This is a genomic window from Pseudalkalibacillus salsuginis, from assembly GCF_021646685.1.
Classification (GTDB): Bacteria; Bacillota; Bacilli; order Bacillales; family Fictibacillaceae; genus Pseudalkalibacillus; species Pseudalkalibacillus salsuginis.
In genome coordinates, this window is sequence record NZ_JAKJHW010000002.1 from 545,274 (window position 1) to 571,357 (window position 26,084).

Genomic DNA, 26,084 nt, shown 5'->3' on the forward strand with positions numbered 1-26,084 from the left:
CAGATAAATCGTCGCCATAAAATCTATGTAAAATATTTACTGTTTTTTTACTTACTTTTCACTCAATGTTTATAATCTATCAACATTTCTATCCTACGATTAAGTAAGAAGAATGATAGGGATACGGGCGACATAATTCTGTTTTACAATTAGCTCTTTATGTTGTTATCAGAATTGTATTTTCGTTACTTATCAAATGCTTTATTTTTAAAAAATTGTGTACGGATAGGGAGGCTTTTATATGAGTAATCAAAATTCAGGCAGAAAGATGGACAGAAAGAACTTTATAAAAATAAGCGGGCTGAGTACACTTGCTTTGACACTTGGAACAAGAGGATTACCAGTTGATTTTTTAACCAGTACAGCCGAGGCAAAAACGCAGGACGAAACTAAACTGAAATTTAATCCAAATGGAAAGTTCAAGATCGTACAGTTTAATGACACACAAGATGATGAGCGTATTGACCGCCGAACCATTCAGCTAATGGAGAAAGTGCTTGATACAGAAAAACCGGATTTTGTTGTGCTCAATGGCGACAATATTGCCGGTGGCTGTGACACAGCTCTTGAGATGAAACAAGCAATAAACAACGTTGCCCAGCCGATGGAGAAAAGAGGAATTAAATGGGCAATTACCTATGGAAATCATGATGAAGATTCAACTCCTAACAGCGGTCTTAACGAGAAAGATATGCTAAAAATCTATATGTCTTACAAATACAATATGAACCAACCTGGAGAAAAAGATATTACAGGAACAGGAAACATGAACCTGCTCATTAATGATTCCAAGGGTGAAAAAGCAGCGTTTAACCTCTGGCTGCTTGACAGCGGAAGATATGCCCCAAAAACTATTGCAGGTCAGGATTTTGAAGGCTATCCTACTTGGGATTGGCTTCGAATGAACCAGGTTAAATGGTATTATGAAACATCTAAGAGTTTAGAGAAAAGATTTGATCGCAAAATACCTTCACTCATGTTCATTCACATTCCTCTATGGGAGCATCGTTTTATGTGGTACGGAAGTGTTGACGGGCGAACAGCTGCTAACCATGAAACAGCTGTAAAAAAACACAATATTGTAGGAGAACGAAATGAAGACGAATGCCCAGGACCGTTTAACAGCGGCATGTTTTCAGCCATATTAGAGAGAAACGATGTCAAGGGGGTCTTTTGCGGCCATGACCATATTAATACTTACTCGGGCAATTATTACGGAGTTCTACTTGGTTATGGAGGCAGCGCTGGCTTTGGCACATATGGCCTTTCAGGAGCTGAAAAAAACAGGCTCCGCGGCGCAAGAGTATTCAACCTAGATGAAAGTAAAGAGGGAGTTCTTACTGAAACACACATGGTCTTTGCCAAAGACTATGGAATCGATTTGACTGCAAATGATCAAAGTATTGATCCTGCACCGTTAAAAGAATCGGTAAAAGCTTGAATTTAAATTGGAGCTGTCCATCATTAGCACTTCCAACTGATGGACAGTTACTCCCCACCCTTTATTAAACTACTCAGTAATAGATGAACCGGTTGAAGTATGTTCATTTATCCAATTCAAAGTAGAATTCGATACTTCCTACCAATTAGGTATCTTATTTCTATGCTGTTTAACCCAGCTCATACAAAATTGTGGGTCAATATTATGCTCTTGACACTGAGATTAAAAAGATAGAACATTGGATACATTGCAGTTTTGCCATGTCCCGTAGGATGTTCTCCAAATGTCTTCCATTTTCTCCTGTATAGGGGTCTCACCACATGCCCATCAAGCTAACACAGATGATTTCTTTAGTTTTGATCCGTTGTTGTAAGAAATGCTTCATGCTACTAAAGGAAGACATGATGCATGATCTCCTCCATGTCTAATTGAATATACTCGGTTTGCTTTTTGACCGTTCCGTTTTTGAAGTATTCGGGATCAGGATATATTTGGACCTGGAAGATCTCCATCAAATAGCTGAGAAAGGAGCCTATTAGGGGTCACGGTATCAATCCGGGAAAATTGTACGTTTAGACAAATTTTAGACACAAATAAACCGACTACCTGTACGTTAAGGAGTCGGTTTATTTGTGTAGGTTTTGATATGAATTTGATCGACTCAATCGAGATTTAAATTGTCCATCATTCCTTCGAGAAGGTGAATCAATTGGTAGCGTTGTTCTGGAGAAAATCGTTTTAACATTTTTTCCGCTAATTCGGATTGAATAACATGAATTGGTTCCAAATGTTTTTCTGCTTTTTCGGTCAGCTTTAGGAGCATGGCTCGGCGGTCTTTCGGATCAGGGACTCGACTAATCAACTTATCACGTTGCAAGGCATCAACAAGATCTGTGACAGTTCCCGCTTGTACCCCTAGCTTTTCTGCCAGTTGGCTCATACGAATCTCCCCCATCTTCCCAACCATGGTCAGGACTCTAAGTCTGGAACCGGATAAGGTAATTGGCATTTCTAATGAAGACAAACGTTTTTCAAATTCTCGGTTGAAATAATGATTGGTTTTAATCAGAACATGTACCACATCCACAGCTAAGTGGTTCTGGTCTGGTTTGCTTGAATTTGAATGGATCATTATTCTCTCCTTGACAATACACAAATTGTTTTTTAATCTATTTACTAAGGAACCTAAATATTAAATCCCTTAGTAATTGACTAGTCTCATTTTACCTGATTTCTTATGCTTTTACAAATCGAGTTAGTCAATTATCAAAAATAATAAAAGGAGAATGATGAATGACACAAACGAAAAATAATACGGATGTAAAAGTTATTCCACTTGTTTTCGTTTTGATTATGGGAGTATTTATTGCCATTCTGAGTCAGACACTATTAGGCACGGCATTGCCACCCATTATGAAAGATCTTCAAATATCTGCCAGTACGGCACAATGGTTGCAATCCTCTGTATTACTCATTATAGGCATCATGGTCCCCATCACTGCTTTTTTAATTGGAAAATTTACAACAAGGCAGTTGTTTTTTATTGCGATGGGAAGCTTTACAATTGGCACAGCTATTTGTGCGATTTCTCCAAACTTTTCTACTTTGTTAGTAGGGAGAGTTATTCAAGGTGCGGGAGCAGGTATTATGATGCCGCTTATGCAGACAATTTTATTTGTTGTTTTTCCTGCAGAAAAAAGAGGATCTATCATGGGGTTATTTGGGTTAGTTATCACCTTGGCACCTGCGATGGGACCAACTCTTTCCGGTTTGCTTGTTGATCATTATCCATGGAGTTACATCTTCTGGATTATTTTGGTGATCTCGATCATAGATCTTGTATGTGCCTATTTTTTTATAAAAAATGTAACCGAACAAACATCTCCAAAGGTCGATTTAGTGTCGATTTTGTTTTCATCGCTCGGTTTTGGTGGCTTGTTGTATGGCTTTAGTGCCGCAGGAGACACAGGATGGGTGAATATCGAAGTTCTTCTAACGTTAATTATTGGAGTGTTTTCACTTTTCATATTTATTTGGCGGCAAATGAAACACCCCACTATACTTGAGTTTCGCGTTTTTCGTTATGGGGTATTTGCTCTATCCACGGGGATTACCATGATCATTTATTTAAGCATGATTGGCGCTACCGCGATTCTCCCCATTTACATGCAAAATATGCATCATTATACAGCGACAGAATCTGGCCTAATGCTCCTGCCAGGCGCCATCATGATGGGGATTATGTCATTATTTTCGGGACGACTTTACGATAAACTCGGAACATTTGGTGCAAAATGGCTATCTATTCTGGGCTTAGGAATGGTAACTATTACTACATGGATGCTCTCTTATCTAACAACAGAGACGACCTTCCTCTATTTGTCTATTGTCTATTTCTTTCGGATGCTGGGTATTGGAATGGTGATGACTCCCATTACGACGTTAGCTATCAACCAACTTCCTAAAAAACTGATCCCTCATGGAACAGCGATGAATAACACGATGAGACAAATAGCTGGTGCATTAGGTACGGCTATTTTAATCACTATAATGACGAATAGCTCCTCTGGCAATGGAAAAAGGATGGACGGTTCAATCGACGGCGTGAACATGTCGTTTATGGTGGCGACTATTTTGGCTGCTATTGGAATGATACTCTCGATTTTTTTAAGACGATCTGAGCCAAAGGAAGTAGGAACAGTGACGAACAGTAAGTAATTAAATGCGTAATTCCCGCCAACACAGTGTCCGATCTTCTCATATAACTTTTATATTGATATTTTTCTGGTTTTGATCAGATAGAACACAAGTAGTAGCGTCACCCTACATTTATGATTCCATCGAAAAGCGTTTTAAAAACCAAATAATAAGGTAAATTAAAAACAGAATATTACCAGTACGGAGCAAACTCGAACGATACTTTCGAGTTAGCACAGGATTTAGATAAAAGTTCAATAGAATTTTCCCTTCAAGTACTACGTTCCTTCTATTTTTTCATAGCTTTATCGACTTTTGATTGACCGATTCTTGATAGAGATCAGCGTAAGTTTTTGAATCTTCAATCAGCGTATCGCAGAAAGCAGCAACGTCTGTTCCTGTGACTTCAAGGACACCTTTCCCAGCAGCTGCGCCTTCTTCAAAGAAGCTGAGAATTTCCGAGAGCAGTCCGATACCTTCGTTTAGCTCAACAGGACCGACTTTGAAGAGATATTTAAAGAAAAAAGAAGAGTTTGAAACGGCAATTCATGAGGCTATTCGGATAGGTTTTCGCCATTTTGATACGGAAAAAATTTATGGAAACGAAAAGGCATTAGGAACAGCCATTGAAAAAAGTCAGATCCCTCGAGAACAATTTTTTATTACTTCAAAGGTGTGGAATACGGATCATGGTTACAAAGCTACTAAGAAGGCTTTTGAACAAACCTGTAAAAAGCTGAATGTAAAGTACCTTGATATGTACCTCATCCATTTTGCTTCACCTCATTATCTGGAGACATGGAAGGCAATGGAGGAGTTGTACATGGAAGGAAGGATCAAGGTTATTGGCGTTGCGAATTTTGAAATCCAACATCTTGAAAAAATCATGAAACATTCCAAAATCCAACCGATGATTAACCAGATTGAGACTCACCCGGAGTTTCCGCAAAATGAACTTCATGACTACCTCAAAAATCATCACATTTCACATGAGGCTTGGGGTCCGTTGGGGCAAGGGAATAAAGCGTTACTGGAACATCCGGAATTAAAAATCATTGCCCATGAACATCAGAAAACTGTGGCTCAAGTCATTTTACGTCGGCATCTACAACGAGACATTATTATTATTCCAAAATCATTGAATCCCAAAAGAATTAAAGAGAACAGCGAGATTTTTGATTTTGTGTTAACCCATGAAGAAATGTGGAAAATCAGCCAACTCAACACGTGTAGAAGGTATTCGGTTAAACCCACTGGTTACATGATTAATCCATTTTACAATAGATTGATGAAAATTTTCATGAAGTAAGTAATTTTAATGTCCTATGCAGATTTTAGCGTATTTCTTATTCAAGAAAATGGCCCTATTCTTGAATAACAGTTTTATTGATAGTGAAGTACCACTAATTCTTTACACAACAACGGGTGAAGTCGTTTTTAGGGACGAAAGTTGAATTGTTAAACTAACTCTTTTCCATTCGATCATTCGAATAAAAAGTTCCTTCTGAATCAACCTAACGTGGATGAAAATTGGTAAAGAAAAATTATAGCGATTCTTTCTCTTGTAAGTTGGACGAAGGCTATTAGATAATGAAATTTTCGACCCGACAGAATCTTCTGAAAGGAGGTTGATTATATTGATCAAGTGTGAAGAGGTGATTTCCGTTTAGACGGAAATCCCACCACATCGAATAGGACTGTGATTTCGCAGCCCTATTTTTAATTTTCTGAATTTTCTTTTTACCAAAAGTGACTTATACTGAAAATATGGTTTATTGTTTCTACAGTCGAGTAAACCTTTGTTTTTCAAATACACAATGAAAGGAGCTTCAAACAATGCCTGAAAGTCGGTAAACGTACACCTTGATTTGAATAAGGAGGACGTAAATTTTGCAATACAAGAACGGAAAAGAGGTGTTCCCTCCTAGTTTGCTGAAAGAGTTGCAGAACTACATCCAGGGCGAACTCATCTACATCCCGAAGAAATCGGACCAGCGGGCTGGATGGGGGAAGCTAAACGGATCACGCCAATTACTAACCCAACGGAACGAGGAGATCTTTCAATTTTACATGAAGGGCTGGACGTTTAAAGAATTAGAGGAAAAATACCACCTTTCCATTGAAAGCATACGGAAAATCATCTATAAACACGAAGTATGTACGACCAAACGAAATCAACGAGAATGACGCAGAGGCGGTACTGAGGCTGGAACAGGCCAACAAAGAATTTTTCAAACGTATACACTGTTAAAAGAGGAAGAGTTTTATGTTAGATAGTAATGAATAAATATGGTTGATGATTTCATCAAGGGAACAACATAATGACCTATACATTTAGGGAAAAAATAAAACAAATCTTCGTCCTGATCATTCCGATCCTAATTACCCAGCTCGGAATGTACTCAATGGTGTCTTTATCACGATTATGTCCGGGAGTTACGATACCTCTGCACTTGCTTGTGTTTCCATTCGGTCTTATATTTGGAGTCCGGTCTTCACAGGCTTGAGCGGAATTCTTCTCGCGGTTTCTCCTATTGCAGCCCAGCTTTTGGGGGAAAAGATGAATCGGGAGATATCATCAGTCGTAATGCATGGCATCTATCAGGCGTTTATAATAGGGGGCTGATTTGATCATCGCGGGGTATTTTCTACTTGATCCTATTTTGGACAATATGGATCTGCCAACGAGTATTTAAAGCACAGCACATGATTATTTGGTCGGACTTAGTTACGGGATCATCCCGTTGTTCATTTTTAACGTATTACGTTCGTTCATTTGTGCATTAGAAAAGACAAGGGTAGTCATGGTCATTCGATGATCAACTTGACGATCAAGTTTCTATTAAACTACATGTTGGTTTTCGGAAAAATGGTGGTTCCCTGAGCTCGGAGGAGCAGGTGGAGGTTATGCGACTGAAATCACCTATTGGTTCATTCTAGGACGGTGTTTATTGTCAAAACCGAAGAAGCATTTTCTTCGTACTTGGCACTTTCCCATCCAAACGATTTTCATGGGATCGCTGTATAGAAATCATTAAGATTGGCGTACCGATGGGGCTATCAATTTTCTTTGAGACGAGCATGTTTGCGGTCGTCACGAATCTAATCAGCCGGTTCGACATTACGAGTACGTATTCCCTATCTTTTTGATTTTCACTGCACTTATTGAAAATTCCCATTTAACAAGGACGGTACTTATGTTATTTATAGGTATCGCAATGTTTTCTACCATGACATTGGCTGTGCGTTATATAAGGTTTTTTTAGACATTCCATATTATTTAGATAATGAGTACGAAATAGTTGAGGGACTTGGGGTGTTGAATATAAGTCATCTCATCTCCAATAGAAATTTGACGGTGTGAATGATTAAGGAGCCCAATTCCTCAGCACTAAAATTGAGAATTGGGCTTTCTTCCATCCCTTGATGAGCATCAATTTTTGAGATTCTTTTCATTTCTGGCTCCCCCTCAACAATTTAAGTTACTTAAATTCAAGGATTTTCCCAAGAGGTCCAAAATATCCCCACTTATCTGCTGCTTTGGGGTCTATGCCAGCAATCCTATGACTAGACCTTTTTGGGGTAGTACGATACCATTTTTTAGGGAGTTAAAAAATGGTATGTAAGTGCGCCTTTCAAGTTTTGGGATAAAAAAATTCATTCAATTACGTACCTACATGTGCCTTTTAAATATAAAGATAATGAAAAATACTGCACAAGAAGTTAACACCAAGGCAAATACATTTATAAATCTTTTCGTCCTGTTTTTTAGAATCTTGAATAATAGCTCATAAATACCAATACCGATTGTACCTCCAAGTGTATTGGCCTGTATATCCGTAATATCACTTCTTCCGATTGCTAAAACAAATTGTATAATCTCAAATGCCAGAGTAAAACCAATAATTGTAAGAAGTTTTTTCATAAAAGACCACTTACTTTTCAACATGCAAATATAGATACCCAAAGGTACGAAAATCCTTATATTGTTATACACCTCAGAAAAGACAGACTCATTAAGTGGAATCATATTAATGACTTGCACTCTGTCTATTTGATCAAAAGAAAACTGTAACTTAAAAAGAACTAACCAAATAAGTGCAAATACATAGATTATGAATAATACGAATGTCAATTTGTTATTTCCCAATATTTCTCCTCCAATTTATTGTCACGCCGCCCTGAAACAATGCTGGTTCACTTATGAGCATCTCTAAAAGCTCACATTTGCTATGGTCGGCTCGTTGTTGTTGTTGATACTCTCTCCGTTTTCTTCGGAATGTCAAGATTGCATAAATTCGTCCGTCGGAATTTAGTCTCGCTTACCAGAATAAACTGTCACAATCACGCCATCCATATTGTTGCCTGAAATTTCATACTTTCCATTCGCAGGCACAGGGATCGTTGTATTTTGGGTGATAGGATAGTAAAAAATTTTATAGACATGGTGGTCTATTGTAGTCGTAGTGGACTTCTGTTCCTTCAAAAAATCCATATATTCTTCTAGAGCGAAATTCTTTTCTTTCATAATCGCACTGTGAGGCAAGCCGACATAACGGATATGCCATGGTTCATATTGAATTCCAGTAACAACAGTTTTATCCTTTGGATAGCGTAAAATAAAACCGTATTTCCAAGAATTTTCTTCTATCCACTCTCCTTCAGGTGCTTCTTCCATCTTCATTTGAGTAGACCCTACATCAATTGCTAATCCTATATTGTGTTCGCTATGACCAGCTGGCAAAGCATAGTCGGACCCCATCTCCTCGTACAGTCTGTTTTGCTCATCAAAGTCTCGATAGCCACTGCTAATTAAGAAATTACTAACCCCATCCTCTTCAGCAGCAGCTATCATTTCAGAAAATTTTCTAGCTATTTCTTCTGATAATTTAATTTCGTTATTAAGCAACCCATATCCCTCTGTCAATTCTTTGTGCGAAAATAAATTTATGACATCCGATTTTATACTCTTTTGTTGAACAGGATATTCACTGTTGATTAGGAGCAGATTTCCTTGATAAATCTGTTCTTTTGTAATCGTTTTCGTTTGGGTACTTTCAGAAGTCCCTCTTTTATCTAAATGATCTTTGTGATTTTGATCATATTTTTGAATTTCTGCGTTATCCTGAAAAAACGGTGCCTTATTAATGAAAGCAAAACCTAAGCACAATAAAAATAACAATAAAAAACCCTACTTCTTCATTTTCAGTCTCCTCCTTAAGTGAGTGGCTTAGTGATAATGCCGCGCTGGGTCAGCGCACAGGAGATTTCGGCATCGCTATCCGGCGAATACGCTACATTGCTTACAGCGGTGCCCATTCTCTTGTATCACTCTTTTTCTACCCATGTGAGCACCTCCTTGTTTTTAATCCACGTATAACTTGTCATATCCTTCTCTAGTGAAACGAAAAAAGCTCGTTCTTACGGTTTAAGTCTACCCTATAAGAACGAGCCATTTTTTAATATTAAATTGTTAATTTCCTAAGAAAAAGTAGAGATGACCTTGAGATTTTCCTAAGAGCGATGTTCATTTCTTAGGAACTCCTTTTATCAACCAAGTCTGGCAAGGACGGAAGCTCTAACGTGAACGTAGTGTAGTGATCATTGCTTTCCGCGTAAATCTGCCCGCTATACTGGACAATGATTTCTTTTGCAATCGCCAATCCAAGTCCCGCGCCGCCCGTATCGGAAGAACGGGCATGGTCCAACCTGTAAAACTTTTCAAGTATGGCAGCGAGCTTATCTTTGAGGATGCTTCCGGCGTTCTTGAAAACGATGGTCACCACATCCCCGGAGAGGCCCATTCACTCGTGATAACCTCTTCAGCCTAAACGTTCGATCCTTTCTTCACTTTTAAATTCTGTAATTTTAGGGATGTCGAATTTCTCTTCAATATAAATCTGATGCCACAGCATGAACATCAGCACTGTCCAAATTTTGCGGCTGTGGTCACTGTTCCCTTTACGATGGTCTTCAAGCAATTTGAATACATAATCTTTTCGAATATGGGCGCTTGTTTTACTCTCCTTAATCAATTGATATGCCCAATCGTATAATTCATCTTTTAACCAATGGCGGATAGGTACAGGAAAACCGAGCTTTTTCCGATAAAGCACAGAATCAGGTACGATTCCTTCCATCGCCTTTCGGAAAGCGTATTTTGTCATGCCGGCGCCGGTTTTGTCGTCAACGGACAATTGTGAAGCTGCTTGAAATACTTCTTTGTCCAAAAACGGGACTCTAAGTTCCAATGAATGAGCCATCGTCATCTTGTCTGCCTTGACAAGAATATCCCCGGGCAACCATGTATGCAGATCGATATATTGCATTTTCGTCACATCGTGGTAATTTCGAATTTGATTGTAAAGCGGATGTGTAACGTTCATATACGAAAATCGATTATTGTAACGCTCAAGCAACTGTGATTTTTCTTGCTCACTGAACATTTTCGCGTTGCCGATGTATCGCTCTTCAATTGGCGTACAGCCCCGGATCAGATAATTTTTACCTTTCAGGTCGTTTGGCAGTCTCACGGCCATTTCTTTTAGCCATTTCTTACTTAGAGGATTTAAATATGAAAACCATTTTAATGATAAGGGTTCCCTGTATATATTGTAACCACCGAACAATTCATCCGCTCCCTCCCCGGAAAGAACGACTTTTACGTGCTTGCTTGCCTCTTTTGCTACAAAATAAAGCGGCACAGCTGCAGGATCTGCGACAGGTTCATCCATATGCCAAATGATTTTGGGAAGTTCTTCAACAAATTCCTCCGAGCTGATCATCTTTCGGTGGTTCTCCACACCGAGCTTTTCTGCCGTTTCCGCTGCAAAATCGGCTTCATTATATCCATCCATTTCAAAACCGACAGAAAATGTCTTTAAGGTTGGATGAATTTCTTTTGCCATCGCAACGATACTTGTTGAGTCAATACCACTGGATAAGAAAGCGCCTACCGGGACATCGCTACGCATATGAACGCTCACGGAATCACGCAAAACTTCTCTTATATCTTTGAGTTTATCTTCAAACGGCCGATGAACAGGAAGAAACTGCGGCTTCCAATACGAATTGACTCTCATCGGTTCGCCAGCTTTTTTTTGTATATAATTTCCGGGTTCCAAACGTTTGATTTTTTCCGATAAAGTGAACGGCTCCGGAACAAACTGGTATGTCAAATAATGCTGAAGGGCTTTCCGATCGAAGAAGTTCTCTTTCTCCCCAAGGAGAAGACTCTTTTTCTCAGAAGCAAAAAAGATCCCTTTGCGGTCTTCGAAGTAAAAGAACGGTTTGATCCCAAACGGATCTCGTGCAGCAAATATTTCTTTATGTTTTTTATCCCATATAACGAAGGCAAACATGCCTCGTAAGCTTTTCACCGCTTCTTGTCCGTTCTGATGGTATAAAGCAAGAATGACCTCAGTGTCCGATGACGTATCGAAAGTCAGACCTTGTTTCTCCATTTCATTGCGCAACTCGATATGATTGTAAATTTCACCGTTAAAAATAATCCAATACCGTTCGTTTTCATAGGAAAGAGGTTGGCTGCCTCCTTTAAGGTCAATAATACTCAGACGAGTAAAACCAAATCTCACATGTGAATCGGTATAAAATCCAGTATCATCAGGACCTCGATGTTTGATTACAAAAGTCTGGCTGCAAAGTTTGGTCATCTCTTCTTCTATCTTTGTTTGCTGTTCATTGTACATATATCCGATAAAGCCGCACATCGACATTCTCTCCTTTCGACAAACCCAGCGTGACCCGAAAACCTCGCAGGAAGCAAGTTGTCAAATTCGGAATAGAGCTTTTAATGACGCAAACAAAGCAAAAATTTCCAAATCTTCCGGTCGAGCAGAGTTTGATAGGTATATTTGGACTTTGACTACAGCCTATTTTTACGCCATTTATGCCGCCGAACGTTTCCTCTGGGCTTAATATGTCAGCAGTACGGCCGCTAAACCAGGTACGAGGCTTACAACAAATGCCATCGCCCAAAATGTTATTGGTGTTCCAAAAATATTGTAGAGTTTTCAGCTGCCAAACACTCCCTCTACCATAGCGAGAGCAGTGAAGTTGAAGTCAATGAACGGCAATAACAAAGTTCTGACGTTGCCGAGATCATCACCAATAGTGCGTGTGATTACGCCAACCAGATAGCATTATATAGGTTGTCCGTGCAACTGTTAAAAGCTTATTTGACGGGGAAATCAAAATAGCTATTGTGGTATGGTTCGTTTCTTAAAACGTAGTGCCACCATTCGAAGCTATATGCTTCAAACCCACTGTTTTCCATGATGGAACGCAAGCGTCTGCGATTTTGCGCTTCCATGCTTGTAATCCCTTTTGCCCCATGGTGTGATCGCTCATCCATAAAATCAAACCCACTCCCCATTGATACAGGCTCACCGGTGTCTAATCGGTAAAGCGTAAGATCAATCGTACTTCCGCGGCTATGACTTGATTTTGAAGCCACGTATCCTTTTGAAACCATCTCGGTTCGCTCGATATTCGGATAGTATCTTTCTTTTGTGAGGTTGTCTTCCGGTTGTTCGGACCAACGCAGGAAGCAATCTACCGCACGTTTGGGCCGATACCCGTCCCATAACAGCAAACCGTACCCAAGATCCGCCGCTTGCTTCTGCGCCTCCAGCAGCGCAAGGGCTAAGGCATGTGTTCCCACTATGCGATTGACCTCATATCCGTCTACTGGTTTCCCTGTAAAATTGTCCCATGTGGCATATTTGGCGTCCCAGCGAACACCCTGCACTATTTCATCTAAAAAAACAAATCCCTTTTCCATGCTTATCACTCCTTTAAAGCTAATACGATCAGACGGTCAATCAGTTCGGGAAGCGTTATACCGGCAGCCGCCATCATACGGGGATAACGGCTGTATGACGTGAAACCGGGCAAAGTATTGACTTCGTTAAGCACAATGCGGCCGTTATCTTGTAAAAACATATCAACACGGGCAAGCCCTTTGCAGCCGAGCGCCTTATATATTTTTTTTGCCGTTTCCTGTATCCGCCCTCGCTCCTCTGCCGACAGGTCTGCGGGAAGGGTTATAACTGCGTTTTCAGATCCTTTTTCCGGATCGGCTTCCTGATGAATCCGAAAGATACCGTGCCGCAGCGTAATTTGGTCCACCTCACCAACAGTCAACTCGGAACTGTTTCCCAATACGGCACAACCGACCTCACAGCCCAAAACAGCCTGCTCAATTAAGATTTTGCTGTCATATAGACTTGCCGATTCAATTGCGGCGTCCAATTCGTCTGCGCCATTGACTTTTTTCACGCCATAGGATGAGCCTGAACGCGCCGGCTTAACAAAAACAGGATAGGTAAACGTATCTATCGCCGGTCTATCGTCTTTATGAATAACCCAAAATTCGGGAGTAGCTATGCCAGCGTTTTTGGCAATGATGTATGCTAGCGATTTGTCCATACAAATGGCGGAGCTTTGAATATCGCAGCCCACAAAGGGGATACCGGACAATTCAAACAGACCTTGAATTGATCCATCTTCACCCGACTTTCCGTGCAAAACCGAAAATGCTACATCAACGTGGTGGATTTCATATTCATGGTTCTTTAGAACAAGCAATCCGTGCATTTTTTTATCCGGCGAGAGCACGGCTGAACAGCAATTGCCGTTTTCCCATTCCGCGCACGGTTTTTCGCACATTTTCCAAACACCGGATTTCGTAATTCCAATGTATAACGACTCGTATTTTTCGTTGTCAATGTTAGCGGCGATCTCTCTTGCGGATTTTACCGACACGTCATGCTCCTCCGAGCAACCGCCAAACAGGATTGCAACTTTTACTCTATCCATGCGCCAGGCTCCTTTCAAAATCCAAACAGTTCTTGATTGTTTTTTCAACGGTATCACGCAACGCCTGTTCGGTATAGTAAGCCGTATGCGGCGTGATGATCACGTTCGGCATCCTTTGAAGTTTCAGTAAAAATTGATTATCAATTGGTTTTTGTGTGCAATCAAAGTAGAAAAGCCCTTCCTCCCCCTCCAATACATCCAATGCGGCGCCGCCCAGTTTTCCGTTTTCCAATGCTTTAACAAGCTCCTCGGTATCTACAAGCGCACCGCGCCCTGTATTGATCATAAACGCGCCTTGCTTCATTCTCTTCATTTGTTCGTGACCGATGATATGGCGCGTATCCGCATTTAGCGGCACATGAAGCGTAACGATATCGCTATTTTGCAACAACACATCAAACGGAACATAGTTTGCCTCTATACTTTGGCTGCGACTATAAGCCAGCACATGACATCCAAATCCCCGCAACCGCTCAATAACCGCTTTGCCTATATAGCCGGTTCCCACCACGCCGACTGTCATGTCGCGCAGCACCTTGCCACGGACCCTGTCCAGCCTGAAATCATGTTTTTCCACAGAGCGTACAATCGATTTCGCATTGCGTACTGCCATAAGCATCAGCATCATGGTATAATCGGCAACGCTATCCGGCGAATACGCCACATTGCCGACAGTGATGCCCATTCTCTTAGCAGCAGTTGTATCTATATGATTGCAGCCGATGCTTCGGGTAGAGATATATTTCACGCCGGCTCTCTTCAGCGCAAGAAGAATAGACGCGGAAACTTCGGATTTGTGTCCCACGCTGATACATTGATTGCAGGGGGCTGATTTGGCGTTGGTTTCCGACACGGCGGCGTTAATGATCGTGGGCATAATGCCAAAGCGCGGCGAAAGGGCATGGAATGCATCTGCCTCATCCTGCTCGCATCCATAAACGGTAATGCCGATGTTCTTCATAATTAAGACCATTCCTTTCTGCGAAAGGCACCAATAAGAAATAAAATGGGAATACCGATCGCGGTAAATCGTTTCAAACTTATTTTGCCTCCTTGATTTCCACGTTCTCCGGCAGGGAATAGCAGATTTTACATTTGTTCGTGTAAAGCAGCTTTTGCCCTGTTATTTCGCCGGTGTCCGAGTCAATTTCCGCTCTCTCAACCTTGACGGATTCATAAATCCCGCTGCTTTCGCGGGAATACTCAATGCCTCCGTTTGTAACTCTGTACAGTACTTGGGGCCGCTCGTCCACGAACACCGTTCCTATGATGTTTTTATCATCGAACGCCACTGAAATTTGATATGTGCAATCGGTATCGTTTCGCACCTTTAAGTCAATCCATCCCTCGGAGATTGTTGCGTCCACCCCTTTGATCTCTTCACTGTTTGGTTCGGGAAACTCCTTCACCTCGTGGCCTCTCCGTTCGGTGACCGTCAGCGGCGTGTGCAGGAACATCCAAAACAGCAGATTGCTCATTTGACACAAGCCGCCGCCCGGCGCAGTAGTGAGTTTGCCATTTGTCACTGTAAGACCATCTTTATAGGGAGTATGCTTGTCTGCATGGCTTACAAGCCGCCAAAAGGAAAAGGTTTCACCCGGTCTTATCAAGAGCCCGTTCAGTGTCTTTGCCGCCAGCTTCAGGTTAAACACCTTGTTTTTTTGATATTCCATATCAAAGCCGGTATTGCCGTTGTATAACGCGCAGCCCGTTTCAAAGAGCTTATAAGGAAGCTGCTTCCCGTCAATGGTATCCGCGTAGCGGCGGCCATCAAACCACATCCCGGCATAAAAACACAACTTCCGCTGCATTACCCTGAACGGCAACAGGAAAGGGAATATTTGTGTCACTCTTTTTCTACCCATGTGAGCACCTCCTTGTTTTTTTAATCCACGCATAACTTGTCACATCCTTCTCTGATGAAACGAAAAAAGCGCGTTCTTACGGTTTAAGATTACCGCATAAGAACGAGCCATTTTTTAATATTAAATTGTTAATTTCCTAAGAAAAAGTAGAGATGACCTTGAGATTTTCCTAAGAACAATGTTTCATTTCTTAGGAACTCTTTTTACCAACCAAGTCTGGCAAGGCCGGAAGCTCTACCTTGAATGTCGTGTAGTGATCATTGCTTTCCGCGTAAATCTGCCCGCCATGCTGAACAATGATTTCTTTTGCAATCGCCAATCCAAGCCCCGCGCCGCCCGTATCGGAAGAACGGGCATGGTCCAGTCTGTAAAACTTTTCAAATATGGCAACGAGCTTATCTTTGGGAATGCTTCCAGCGTTTTTGAAAACGATGGACACCACATCCCCGGATAGGCCCGCCGTAATGTCAATGACGCTGTTGTCCTCGCTGTATGCAGCGGCGTTTTTCAAAATGTTGTTAAAGACCCTCGCCAGCTTATCGGGGTCGCCGTATACGGTCAAATCCTCGGATGCATGGATAACCGCCTGTTTTCCATTCGCTGTAAGCTGAGGATAAAATTCATCGGTCATCTGCACCAGCATATAGTATAGGTCTATGTGCTTTTTCGTGAGCGTAATCGTTTGGAGGTTATACCGCGTTATCTCAAAAAACTCGTCGATTAGCTGTTCGAGGCGATACGCTTTGTCCAACGTGATATGCACATATTTTGCCTTTTGCTCTACCGGCATGTCTGGCGCCTCGTCAAGCAGGCTCAGATAACCGATAACGGATGTAAGGGGCGTTTTAATATCGTGCGCCAAGTACATCACAACGTTATTTTTTCTTTGTTCGGCCAGCTTTGCATCCTGCTCTCGCTTGTCCAGAGTCCGTTTTAATGTGTTGAGCTTCTGTTCCATGAACTCCATTTCCGCAGAAAGCTCAATTTGTTTATCTTCGTTCTGAATAAGTATATCAATGCCGGTATTAATCTCGTCAAAGTATTTTGCAAATTTTGAAAGCATGACGCGGCATAGAATAAGAATACTGATGGCAATCGCCACATAAATAAGGATTTCCATATTGTTCCGTATGGTGTACTGATATATTATCATCGCGTCCAGACGCTCTAAGTGAAAACTGTTTTCCAAAAAACGTACGATCCTCTCCCCAAGTGCTTGCGAACGGATAAATAAACGCAAAAACAACACAAATACAACTGCTGCCATAACAATCACAAGGATGTACAGGTAGAGTTTTCGCTTTAGTTTGGAATAATCGGTTTTCTTATTCTTATTTTTCAATTTTATAGCCAACCCCCCATACCGTTTTGATATACTTTGGGTTATCCATTGTATCGCCTAATTTCTCGCGTAAATGCCGGATATGGACGGTTATGGTGTTGTTGTTTTTCGTGAAATATTCATCACCCCATATTTCGTGAAACAATTTTTCAGAGCTTACTACATTTCCCTTGTTCTCACACAGTATTCGCAGGATTGAAAACTCGGTAGGTGTGAGGGATAACGGTTTTTCATTCAACAATACTTCGTGTGTGTTCACGTTAATAATAAGGCCGGAGTGGACGATAACGCCGTTATCCTCTTTCGCCGCGCCACCGGTGTATTTTTTATATCGGCGCAGTTGCGCCTTGACCCTCGCCACTAATTCAAGCGGACGGAACGGTTTGGTTATATAATCGTCCGCGCCGAGCGTCAACCCTGTAATTTTATCTGTTTCCGCGTCTTTCGCGGTCAGCATAATAATGGGATAAGTGTGCGTGTCCCGTATTTTTTGGCAGATCGAAAGGCCGTTTATATCGGGAAGCATAATGTCCAGTATGGCAAGGTCAAGCTCGGTTGCTTCGATACAGTTTAATGCTTCCTGTGCGGTGTAAAACTTATAAACCGTATAATTTTCGTTTTTCAAATACAATTCTACTAAATCTGCGATTTCCTGCTCGTCGTCAACAATTAGGATCTTTTCATCCACTAACGCCATCTCCTTCCTGCAATTTTCCATCTTACAGTATATAAAAAATAACAAGACGATTTATTTGTTTCTTCTTGATAAATGATTAAGATTTTCATAAGGTTTCTTTCTTCGTCACTCTTTTGGCTTTTCAGCATCAGCAGGTATCAACCAAAAATCAGCTTTTTTTATCGCACCGACAATGCGTCCGGCGGTGCAATGATAATTTACCATCCGGGCAGTAATAGCCCATTTTTGTCCGGCTTCTTTTGCTGTTAAATATTCCATAACATCACCGCTATTCAATAAGCTATCTCTATTATACTTCCTCGTAAAGAGTATGGCCTTCTGGTGCATCCTCACCATCCTTATAAACTTCATCTATCGCTTTATCAATTAACTCTCTAAGGCATTTATAAGTGCATATTTGAGTGTGTCACATAATTCAGCGTCAGCTTCATTTATCGTTTGTGAATAATCTGTTGTATTATGACTTGATAAAATTATTGTCAACACAAGTGTCACAGCTACTTTTTTCATAGTTTATAGTTTTTGAAACTAAATTAGTTTTATTCCAGATTCCTGGGTAATTCTGATCAGCTTGTACAGCGAATGCGCCCTTTTCTGGAACAATTTTGCCCCTAAAATCCAGTTTCGTCTCCGTACCCTTTACCGGTTAGATATTTCAGATCCATATAAATTTGCTCCTAAATTGGTAATTATGCGAAGTATATATAAATCTGGAAAATTCAAAGCCTCTATCACCCGTACTGCAAAGAGAGGATTTCTATGCTAAGGCAATCATTATATAGGTTTTCATTGGTGAAAAAAGCAACTGTACTGTTCTCTAAAAAAGTTTTGGCTATGTTAAATAATATTGTTTTTTTTACCAAAATTAAGGGAACTTCCATTTTTAGAAGTTCCCTTTTGTTTATTCCATTAAAGCCCCCTATAATTGAAATACTGCTAATTAGTTGGAACAGATAATAATTCGGAATCTCCTTTAAAATTGCCTTTACAATCAACCAGTATATATTCCTTTATTCCGCCTTTATTTTCTACATTTATTTGCTTACAACTGTTCATTTACAATAAAGTTGTTTAAATTTAATACTACATACACACATAACACCCTTCGGAAAATGAACGGTGTAAAAAAATAGTTGTATAATTTTCTTCAACCTATATTCTTTTTTCTCAAAACAATTAACAATAAAGTCGTTTAAAAACAAAGGTTCTTACACTATTGCGCCCTATTCTGGAATAACAGCTTTTCGTAAGTTAATTACGTTATTAGGATTTGTTGCCCATTTACTCATTAATTCCATTTGTTTCTTTTTTAAATCGTCATACGGTTCCTCGATAGCTTCAACCTCATAAAATCTTTTATCAAATACTTTGGTATCTTTTATTTTTTGATAACCACCAAAACCCAAGTCATCGTTTAGTAACCAGGCTACTTTTTTAATATTGGCGAACAGTATCCCACCAGTGCACATTGGACAAGGTTCCAAAGAAGTGTATATTGTAAACTTTTCACGACTGATTTTAGCATTTAATATTGATTGTTCAGCATCTACTTGTTAAATATTTAAAATAACATGCCAAATACCTTCCATAACTAATGATTGGAAGGTTTTGTCATATTTAGATGAAAAACTTAATTAGGCTATATCTTGAAAGAAGCAGAACAAGCATTGAAAGAGAATACATATCCAGTTGGGGCTGTTATTGTAGATGAAAATCAAAACTTGATTGCCAAAGGGCGTAATAGAGAGTACACCCTCAACAAGATGCAACAGCCCACGCTGAAATTGACGCTATACGAAAGGGTTTTTTGTCATGCCTAAAAATCTAAATAAAATAAATCGATTTGGTTCCTTGACTTTTTATAGCTGGTTTTTTTTTGATGATTCAGTATATAGATAATACTTAACTAATTCTGTTCAGGTATCTTCATATTCCCAGTGTAGATTCGCAACTTCCTATCGGTTGAAGTTGTTCCTCTGCTGACACGTCTGAATGATTCGTATCATATTTCTCGTTTTTTTGGCTATATAATCACAATCCTACCAAAAACCAAGCAATCCAATAACTATTAGTAAAATCCACCTAATATTGATTGCTAATACAACGCTGAAAGCTCTTTTGAACCCTTGGCCTAGCCTAGGGTTTTCTTTTCCACAAAAAAAAGCCCCAAAAGATTTACTTTTGGGACAGCCTCTTCCTACATTCTAACTAGTTTTGCAATTCATCAAAATTGAAGGAATCAATTGCAAAGCTTCCATGAAACACGAGATAGACATCGCTTTTACCAGATATTCTGGAAATTTCTTCATTAATCTTAGTCCATTCCTGCAGATCACCTGTTACTGGAACATCGACTTCTCCTACTATCTTTCCGGTTGGGCTAGAAGTTCTAATTTCAATGGTTCCACCTTCTTGTTCACTTGCGACACGGACAGTAAATGAACGCACTCCTTTATTAAATCTTACGTCTTTAAATGCAATCCAGCTACCAGTAGTAATTTCACCAACTGCATAGTCTGCATCCATTGCCTCTTCGACTATTTTCACATTATGATAGTCATCGTAATTTTCCGCTTTTGTAACCTTTGTTAAATCTCTAAATGGTACTCTTTCACCATGGACGTGAACATTTTTCTTCAGTTGAATATCGGATGAAGATCTACCAATCATAATCGAATAGTTGCCAGATTCAACGGTGTACTTTTCTCTTGTAACATCCCAAAATGCTAGATCACTAGCATCTAATTCAAAGGATACTCGTTTCGTTTCCCCTGGTTCGATATAAACGCGGTCAAAGTTTTTTAATTCTTTAATTGGTCGCTTCACTCTAGATTTCTTGATACTGGTATACAACTGGACAACCTCATCAGAAGCGACATCTCCGGTATTGGTCACATCCACACTAACCTTAACCATTTCATCATCCTTAATAGAATGAGAGCTTACTCGAAGATTGCTATACTCAAAGTCTGTGTAAGTTAATCCATGTCCAAAGGAATACAGTGGGTCTCCTTCAAAATATAGGTATGTTTTCTCATCCTTAATAATATCGTACTCCATCATCTCACCTAATTGATCAACACTAGCATACCAAGTTTGATTTAATCTTCCGGCAGGTGCATAAGCACCAAATAACGCATCAGCAATCGCATTTCCTTCCTCTTGGCCACCATGTGAGGAATATAGGATCGCTTTTACATTTGGATTATCTTGTATTTCTGGAATCGCCATTGGATTACCAGAAACTAGAACAACAATCGTATTTTCATTTACGGATGCCACTTCTTCAATTAACTCTACTTGAGAAGGTGGTAAGGAAATGTCTTGGCGGTCGATTGTTTCTCTTGCATTGATTTGCGGTTGATCACCAACAACCACAATTGCCGCTTCAGAATTTTTCGCTGCTTCTTTTGCTTTTTCTACACCATCTGATACGATAACTTGCTCGAATTTTTCTGCTTCCCCGACTGTTCTTTCAGAAGCAATTAATTGTGCATCATCATTAACTGTGACATATTTTCCATTGTCTAAGGAAGTTCCCCAATTATCGACTTGGTAATTATAAAGCGCATAGGTACCATCTTCTTGTGCTTCGTAATTATAGTTTTCATACGTAAACCAATCCTGTGTACCAGGTTCGTTCTCTTGTAGTCCAGGTGCTTTTCCATCATTAATTACTTCCTGGCGATACTTATTCGATAAGTATTTGTCATTTGCTTTTGCGCGAAGTAAAAATTGATCCCAGCCATAATCATACAGATAATAGGTTTCGTTTGTGCCTATTTCATCTGCATTAGCCTTTAATACCTCGTCCCCACTTGCTAAAGCGCTTACAAATTGGTTGTTTTTCACAGATTTTAGTGCGATTTCATCTAGACCTCTCGTAAAATTGATTTGGTCCTCTGAAATTTTATCTTTAATTCCATCTAACGTAGAAACAGAGTAAGGCAATGTACCACTATAAAAGTCTGTTAATACTTGGTCAGCTAACGGACCAATGACTGCAATATTCGCTTCATCATCTTTGTCTAATGGTAATGCATCTTCATTTTTCAATAACACTAATTGCTTGCGTGCAGCCTCTAGTGCTAGGTCTTGATGCTCCTCACTATTGATTACGGACTCATCAATATCAGCATATGGATCCATACCTTCTGGATCAAATTCCCCTAATCGAAAACGAACACGAAGATTATTTTTAGTAGCCTTATCAATATCAGCTTCCGTTAATAACCCTTGGTCTAAAGCATCATGGATCCAACCTGTCACAATATCAGAGTTTGCATCTTGGTCGGTAATACTATCTACACCTGCTTTAATCGATAGTGCCACTGCTTCTGCCATTGTATCCACATATTTATGGGAGTTTACTAACCCAGAAACATCCCATGCATCACTTACAACGTGAAAATCTTCGGATGCCCATTCTCCCTTAACAAGCTCATTAATTAAGGGACTTAGGTTCGCAGGTTTACCATTAATGGCATTATAAGCTGGCATCATTCCATAAGCTGCTTGTGATGAAATAGCTGGTTCAAATGATTTTAATTGATACTCATATAGATTTCTTGGGTCTAAACTAGATGAGCTTGCTCCTCTGTTTTCCTCATTATTGTAGCCAAGGAAGTGCTTTAGCGTCGGAATCGTTTTTAAATAATACCCATCATCACCATTTAAACCATCTGCATAAGCAGTAGATATTTCCCCAGCAAGTACTGGGTCTTCTCCATAGGATTCTTCATTTCTCCCATGTCTTGGATCCCTTTGTAAATCTACTACCGGTGCCCATACTGATAGTCCAACATCTTCTGGATATTTTTTATGAAATGCTCGAACTTCATCTCCTACAGCAGAACCTACATCTTCTATCAAACCTTTATCCCATGTGTTCGCTAAACCTGTAGCTTCCGGAAAAACAGTTGCTTCTCCCAACCAGGCAACACCGTGTAATCCTTCTGTCCCAGTGCGAAAAGAATCGATGCCTAATCTAGGAATAGCTGGTTGATACTGATGCAATAAAGATACTTTTTCATCTAGTGTTAAACGAGATAGTAGATCATCCACTCTCTCATCTATCGAGAGGTTTGGATTTCGAAATGGATACTCGAATTCTTCTGCACTTGTTTCAGCTGGAAACATCATCCCTTGTCCGGAAAGCGTAAGTATCATCACTAAGATTACTGCCTTTTTAATGAATTTAGAAATCATTTTCGTAATACACTCCTTATCCTTTGTAATGAGTAATTCGAGAAAAATCTTCTAAAATCAATCGAAAAATATATATATAAAATCACCTCCTGCCATTCCTCTAAATAGCCTTCCTTTTACTTGAAAATGGGATTTCTCCTATGAACCTATAATCGAAAATCTACTAATTTTTTATTTATATTTTTCGTTGCGATATATATATCCTGATAGATGGAGAATAGGGACTGGTATTTCTTCACGTTCTCCGGAATAGGTGTAAAGACTTTTTTTACTTGCAGGAAATGGTCTGCACAATTCTTAAGTGATTCGAACCAACCACAGCCATACGCTGCAATCATAGCAGCTCCCATTCCTGGTCCTTGTTCACTTGATAATTTGATCACCTCAGCATTGAATACTTCGGCTTGTATTTGCAGCCATACATCATCTTTCGCTCCTCCGCCGATGGAAACAATCGAATGAATTTCTCGCCCTTTTTGTCGGAAAATATGAACCGATTCGTTTAAGGAAAAAGTGATGCCCTCCATTACCGCACGTACAAAGTGCTTACGCGTATGTGAGCTGTCAATTCCTATAAAGCTTGCACGAATCTCTGCATCTGCATATGGTGTCCTTTCTCCAGTGATAAACGGAGTAAATAGTAGACCATTGGAGCCTATTGGTACAGAGCCCGCATCCTCCAACAAATCTTCAAATGTCACATCTTTGGCAAACGTATCCTTGAACCAGGACAAGCTATGCCCCGCCGCAAGGGTAACTCCCATAGAATAATAGGAATTTGGCGCTCCGTGGTTAAAATAATGAACTTTGCCTTCGAAGTCTAAATCATCCCTTGACTCATAGGATAAGATCACTCCGGAAGTCCCAATACTACACAGTGTTTTTCCTTCTTCTAATATGCCAGCGCCAATGGCACCACACGCATTATCCGCTCCACCAGCAAATACTCTTGTTTTCGGAGATAAGCCAGTTATTTTTGCCATATCGGCAGAAATAACCCCAACCTCATTACAGGATTCTACTAATGGTGGACAAATATCTAATGGAATATCTAACTCCTTACAAATGTATGTACTCCAAGTTTTTTCGGAAACATGTAGTAATAAAGTTCCCGCTGCATCCGAATATTCCATTTGTAATTTCCCGGTTAATCGATACCGCACATAATCCTTTGGAAGTACAAATGTCGCTACCTGTTGAAAAATTTCTGGTTCATGTTTTTTGACCCATAGGATCTTTGGTAAAGTAAATCCTTCTAAGGCAGGATTTTTCGTAATTTCTAACAGCCTTTCTTTCCCTATCGTCTCTGTGATTTCTTGACATTCGGCTGTTGTTCTCGTGTCATTCCAAAGTATCGCGTTTCGTAATACATCATGATTTTTATCAAGTAAGACCAGACCATGCATTTGTCCAGAAAAACTTATCCCTTCGATATCCTCACGATTACCATCAAAATCCATTAGTAGTTCAGACAATCCAGCAACCGTTTGATCTAGCCAAGCCTGCGGGTTTTGTTCACTATATCCAGATTTCTCTTGGATTAATGGATAGTCTTTCGAAACCTGTTGCACAACAGCACCATGTTGATTCACAAGAATGATCTTGACAGCACTTGTGCCAAGATCTACCCCAATCACATATTTCATTCGGCCCCTCCTCTATCACTTACTTTCCTACAAACGTAGTTAGGAAATATTGATTAATCGTTGCTTTAATCTGCTCTAAACGGCCAGATTGATGCGTAATCTCCGTTAATCCAAGTGCATATTCCTCGAGCTTATGGAAATCTGTTTTACCACTTACAATGTCCAATCCAATACCTGATTGATAGCTGTTATACCGTTCTTCGACCACATTTTGTATAACACGATCTTCGATTAGGCGGTTGGCAACCTTCAGTCCAACTGCAAAACTATCCATTCCAACAATATGAGCATGAAATAAATCCTCTGGTGTAAAGGAACCTCGACGTACCTTAGCATCAAAGTTTAAACCACCTTTACCTAAGCCACCATTTTGGATAATTTCAAACATAGCTAACGTAGTGCCATACAAGTCCGATGGAAATTCATCGGTATCCCATCCTAATAATGGGTGACCTTGGTTTGCATCAACAGAACCTAACATGCCAATCACACGTGCATATCGTAGTTCATGTTCAAATGTATGACCAGCAAGGGTAGCATGGTTTGCTTCAATATTAAATTTGAAGTGATCCTGCAGATCGTAATGCTGTAAAAAGGCATAGCCACTTGCAACATCAAAGTCATATTGATGGGTAGTCGGTTCCTTTGGCTTCGGTTCAATTAAAAATTGCCCATCAAAGCCTATTTCCCTCGCATAATCGACTGCCATATGGAAAAATCGTCCTAAATTATCTAGCTCAAGCTTCATGTCGGTGTTCAGCAAGGTTTCATATCCCTCACGTCCACCCCAGAACACATAATTTTCCGCTCCTAGTTCTTTTCCGACTTCCAAGCCCTTCTTCACTTTCGCAGCAGCATAGGCAAACACATCTGCATTACTGGATGAGCCTGCACCGTGAACAAACCGAGGATGGGTAAAATTATTCACCGTGTTCCATAATAGCTTTGTTTTACTATCTTTCATATACTCTTTTATCATCGCAACGATTGTATCCAAATTTTGATTGGATTCTCGTAAACTACTTCCTTCTGGGACAATGTCAACATCATGGAAACAGAAATAGGGAACCCCAAGCTTTTCAAAGAATATAAACGCCGCTTCCACTCGTGCTTTCGCTAAGTCCATTCCACTATATTGATCCCACGGGCGAATAGCCGTACCAACACCGAATGGATCTGATAAATCCTCTGTAAAGGTATGCCAATATGCTACTGCAAAACGCAAGTATTCCTTCATCGTTTTCCCGTTTATTACTTCCTCGGGATTGTAAAATTTAAATGCATATGGATTGGTCGATGTTGGACCTTCGTATTTAATTTGGTTTATGTTGTTAAATGCTGTCATGGT

Annotated in this window: 21 protein-coding genes and 3 pseudogenes; 6 read left to right on the forward strand and 18 right to left on the reverse strand. The window is 40.1% G+C overall.

What is annotated here, in order from left to right; translation table 11 throughout:
- Positions 1-241: 241 nt before the first annotated feature.
- Positions 242-1,441: a metallophosphoesterase family protein gene (locus L1611_RS07740; protein ID WP_236312511.1), complete on the forward strand. Its 1,200-nt coding sequence runs from the start codon at positions 242-244 to the stop codon at positions 1,439-1,441.
- Positions 1,442-2,102: 661 nt separating this feature from the next.
- Here the strand turns inward: L1611_RS07740 and L1611_RS07745 are convergent.
- Positions 2,103-2,573, reverse strand: coding sequence for a MarR family winged helix-turn-helix transcriptional regulator (locus tag L1611_RS07745; RefSeq protein ID WP_236312512.1), 471 nt, complete (start codon positions 2,571-2,573; stop codon positions 2,103-2,105).
- A gap of 161 nt (positions 2,574-2,734) precedes the next feature.
- Between L1611_RS07745 and L1611_RS07750 the strand changes: the two genes are divergently transcribed.
- Positions 2,735-4,159 (forward strand): MDR family MFS transporter, encoded by a 1,425-nt coding sequence (locus L1611_RS07750; RefSeq protein WP_236312513.1) that lies wholly within the window; start codon positions 2,735-2,737, stop codon positions 4,157-4,159.
- A gap of 276 nt (positions 4,160-4,435) precedes the next feature.
- Here L1611_RS07750 and L1611_RS07755 read toward each other — a convergent pair.
- Positions 4,436-4,654 (reverse strand): annotated as a pseudogene (locus L1611_RS07755) (DUF1048 domain-containing protein); the annotation flags it as partial.
- Here L1611_RS07755 and L1611_RS07760 point away from each other — a divergent pair.
- The 3 genes from L1611_RS07760 to L1611_RS07770 all read left to right on the forward strand — a co-directional run bounded on the left by L1611_RS07760 (position 4,641) and on the right by L1611_RS07770 (position 6,764).
- Positions 4,641-5,447, forward strand: a complete 807-nt coding sequence (locus L1611_RS07760; protein WP_236312514.1) for an aldo/keto reductase — start codon at positions 4,641-4,643, stop codon at positions 5,445-5,447. The pseudogene L1611_RS07755 and the gene L1611_RS07760 overlap by 14 nt on opposite strands.
- Positions 5,448-6,028: 581 nt before the next feature.
- A complete protein-coding gene (locus tag L1611_RS07765; RefSeq protein WP_236312515.1) occupies positions 6,029-6,325 on the forward strand; it encodes a CD3324 family protein in 297 nt (98 codons plus the stop codon).
- A gap of 238 nt (positions 6,326-6,563) precedes the next feature.
- Positions 6,564-6,764 carry an MATE family efflux transporter gene (locus tag L1611_RS07770; protein ID WP_236312516.1) on the forward strand — a complete coding sequence of 67 codons (201 nt, stop codon included), beginning with the start codon at positions 6,564-6,566 and terminating at the stop codon, positions 6,762-6,764.
- A 704-nt stretch (positions 6,765-7,468) separates the two neighbouring features.
- Here L1611_RS07770 and L1611_RS20645 read toward each other — a convergent pair.
- From L1611_RS20645 to L1611_RS07830, 13 genes and pseudogenes are all read right to left on the reverse strand, one after another.
- Positions 7,469-7,594 carry a hypothetical protein gene (locus L1611_RS20645; protein WP_265738388.1) on the reverse strand — a complete coding sequence of 42 codons (126 nt, stop codon included), beginning with the start codon at positions 7,592-7,594 and terminating at the stop codon, positions 7,469-7,471.
- 217 nt (positions 7,595-7,811) lie between these two features.
- Entirely contained in the window at positions 7,812-8,288 is a 477-nt protein-coding gene (locus L1611_RS07775; RefSeq protein WP_236312517.1) for a VanZ family protein, read from the reverse strand.
- 162 nt (positions 8,289-8,450) lie between these two features.
- The gene (gene vanY, locus L1611_RS07780) at positions 8,451-9,320 is read right to left on the reverse strand and encodes a VanY-A/VanY-F/VanY-M family D-Ala-D-Ala carboxypeptidase (protein ID WP_236312518.1); all 870 of its coding nucleotides are present in this window, start codon (positions 9,318-9,320) and stop codon (positions 8,451-8,453) included.
- A gap of 352 nt (positions 9,321-9,672) precedes the next feature.
- Positions 9,673-9,939, reverse strand: a pseudogene (locus L1611_RS07785) (ATP-binding protein); the annotation flags it as partial.
- Between the two features lie 21 nt (positions 9,940-9,960).
- Positions 9,961-11,868 carry an asparagine synthase (glutamine-hydrolyzing) gene (gene asnB, locus L1611_RS07790; RefSeq protein ID WP_236312519.1) on the reverse strand — a complete coding sequence of 636 codons (1,908 nt, stop codon included), beginning with the start codon at positions 11,866-11,868 and terminating at the stop codon, positions 9,961-9,963.
- Positions 11,869-12,332: 464 nt separating this feature from the next.
- Complete coding sequence (gene vanX, locus L1611_RS07795; RefSeq protein WP_236312520.1) at positions 12,333-12,941, reverse strand: D-Ala-D-Ala dipeptidase VanX; 609 nt, start codon at positions 12,939-12,941, stop codon at positions 12,333-12,335.
- A gap of 5 nt (positions 12,942-12,946) precedes the next feature.
- Positions 12,947-13,978 (reverse strand): D-alanine--(R)-lactate ligase, encoded by a 1,032-nt coding sequence (gene vanA, locus L1611_RS07800; RefSeq protein ID WP_236312521.1) that lies wholly within the window; start codon positions 13,976-13,978, stop codon positions 12,947-12,949.
- Positions 13,971-14,939 carry a VanH-A/VanH-Pt family D-lactate dehydrogenase gene (gene vanH, locus L1611_RS07805; RefSeq protein ID WP_236312522.1) on the reverse strand — a complete coding sequence of 323 codons (969 nt, stop codon included), beginning with the start codon at positions 14,937-14,939 and terminating at the stop codon, positions 13,971-13,973. Before vanH ends, vanA begins: the two co-directional genes overlap by 8 nt.
- Positions 14,940-15,018: 79 nt before the next feature.
- Positions 15,019-15,843, reverse strand: a complete 825-nt coding sequence (gene vanW, locus L1611_RS07810) for a glycopeptide resistance accessory protein VanW (RefSeq protein WP_236312523.1) — start codon at positions 15,841-15,843, stop codon at positions 15,019-15,021.
- Positions 15,844-16,033: 190 nt separating this feature from the next.
- Positions 16,034-17,191, reverse strand: coding sequence for a vancomycin resistance histidine kinase VanS (vanS, locus tag L1611_RS07815; protein ID WP_236312856.1), 1,158 nt, complete (start codon positions 17,189-17,191; stop codon positions 16,034-16,036).
- The gene (gene vanR, locus L1611_RS07820; RefSeq protein WP_236312524.1) at positions 17,175-17,873 is read right to left on the reverse strand and encodes a VanR-ABDEGLN family response regulator transcription factor; all 699 of its coding nucleotides are present in this window, start codon (positions 17,871-17,873) and stop codon (positions 17,175-17,177) included. Before vanR ends, vanS begins: the two co-directional genes overlap by 17 nt.
- A 114-nt stretch (positions 17,874-17,987) precedes the next feature.
- Complete coding sequence (locus L1611_RS07825; protein WP_236312525.1) at positions 17,988-18,209, reverse strand: hypothetical protein; 222 nt, start codon at positions 18,207-18,209, stop codon at positions 17,988-17,990.
- A gap of 896 nt (positions 18,210-19,105) precedes the next feature.
- The gene (locus tag L1611_RS07830) at positions 19,106-19,414 is read right to left on the reverse strand and encodes a cytidine/deoxycytidylate deaminase family protein (RefSeq protein WP_322972536.1); all 309 of its coding nucleotides are present in this window, start codon (positions 19,412-19,414) and stop codon (positions 19,106-19,108) included.
- 111 nt (positions 19,415-19,525) lie between these two features.
- Between L1611_RS07830 and L1611_RS07835 the strand changes: the two are divergent.
- Positions 19,526-19,680 (forward strand): annotated as a pseudogene (locus L1611_RS07835) (nucleoside deaminase); the annotation flags it as partial.
- Between the two features lie 410 nt (positions 19,681-20,090).
- Here the strand turns inward: L1611_RS07835 and L1611_RS07840 are convergent.
- The 3 genes from L1611_RS07840 to xylA form a co-directional block, all read right to left on the reverse strand.
- A complete protein-coding gene (locus tag L1611_RS07840; protein ID WP_236312527.1) occupies positions 20,091-23,090 on the reverse strand; it encodes a glycoside hydrolase family 3 protein in 3,000 nt (999 codons plus the stop codon).
- A gap of 146 nt (positions 23,091-23,236) precedes the next feature.
- Positions 23,237-24,736, reverse strand: a complete 1,500-nt coding sequence (gene xylB / locus L1611_RS07845; RefSeq protein WP_236312528.1) for a xylulokinase — start codon at positions 24,734-24,736, stop codon at positions 23,237-23,239.
- Positions 24,737-24,755: 19 nt separating this feature from the next.
- On the reverse strand, positions 24,756-26,081 hold the full coding sequence (gene xylA, locus L1611_RS07850) for a xylose isomerase (protein WP_236312529.1): 1,326 nt from the start codon (positions 26,079-26,081) through the stop codon (positions 24,756-24,758).
- Positions 26,082-26,084: the final 3 nt, after the last annotated feature.

Coding starts and splice junctions, on each gene's coding strand:
- L1611_RS07740 (WP_236312511.1), top strand. CDS start 242: ATGAGTAATCAAAATTCAGGCAGAAAGATGGACAGAAAGAACTTTATA.
- L1611_RS07745 (WP_236312512.1), bottom strand. CDS start 2,573: ATGATCCATTCAAATTCAAGCAAACCAGACCAGAACCACTTAGCTGTG.
- L1611_RS07750 (WP_236312513.1), top strand. CDS start 2,735: ATGACACAAACGAAAAATAATACGGATGTAAAAGTTATTCCACTTGTT.
- L1611_RS07770 (WP_236312516.1), top strand. CDS start 6,564: ATGTCCGGGAGTTACGATACCTCTGCACTTGCTTGTGTTTCCATTCGG.
- L1611_RS20645 (WP_265738388.1), bottom strand. CDS start 7,594: ATGAAAAGAATCTCAAAAATTGATGCTCATCAAGGGATGGAAGAAAGC.
- asnB (WP_236312519.1), bottom strand. CDS start 11,868: ATGTGCGGCTTTATCGGATATATGTACAATGAACAGCAAACAAAGATA.
- vanX (WP_236312520.1), bottom strand. CDS start 12,941: ATGGAAAAGGGATTTGTTTTTTTAGATGAAATAGTGCAGGGTGTTCGC.
- vanA (WP_236312521.1), bottom strand. CDS start 13,978: ATGGATAGAGTAAAAGTTGCAATCCTGTTTGGCGGTTGCTCGGAGGAG.
- vanH (WP_236312522.1), bottom strand. CDS start 14,939: ATGAAGAACATCGGCATTACCGTTTATGGATGCGAGCAGGATGAGGCA.
- vanW (WP_236312523.1), bottom strand. CDS start 15,843: ATGGGTAGAAAAAGAGTGACACAAATATTCCCTTTCCTGTTGCCGTTC.
- L1611_RS07825 (WP_236312525.1), bottom strand. CDS start 18,209: ATGCACCAGAAGGCCATACTCTTTACGAGGAAGTATAATAGAGATAGC.
- L1611_RS07840 (WP_236312527.1), bottom strand. CDS start 23,090: ATGATTTCTAAATTCATTAAAAAGGCAGTAATCTTAGTGATGATACTT.
- xylB (WP_236312528.1), bottom strand. CDS start 24,736: ATGAAATATGTGATTGGGGTAGATCTTGGCACAAGTGCTGTCAAGATC.
- xylA (WP_236312529.1), bottom strand. CDS start 26,081: ATGACAGCATTTAACAACATAAACCAAATTAAATACGAAGGTCCAACA.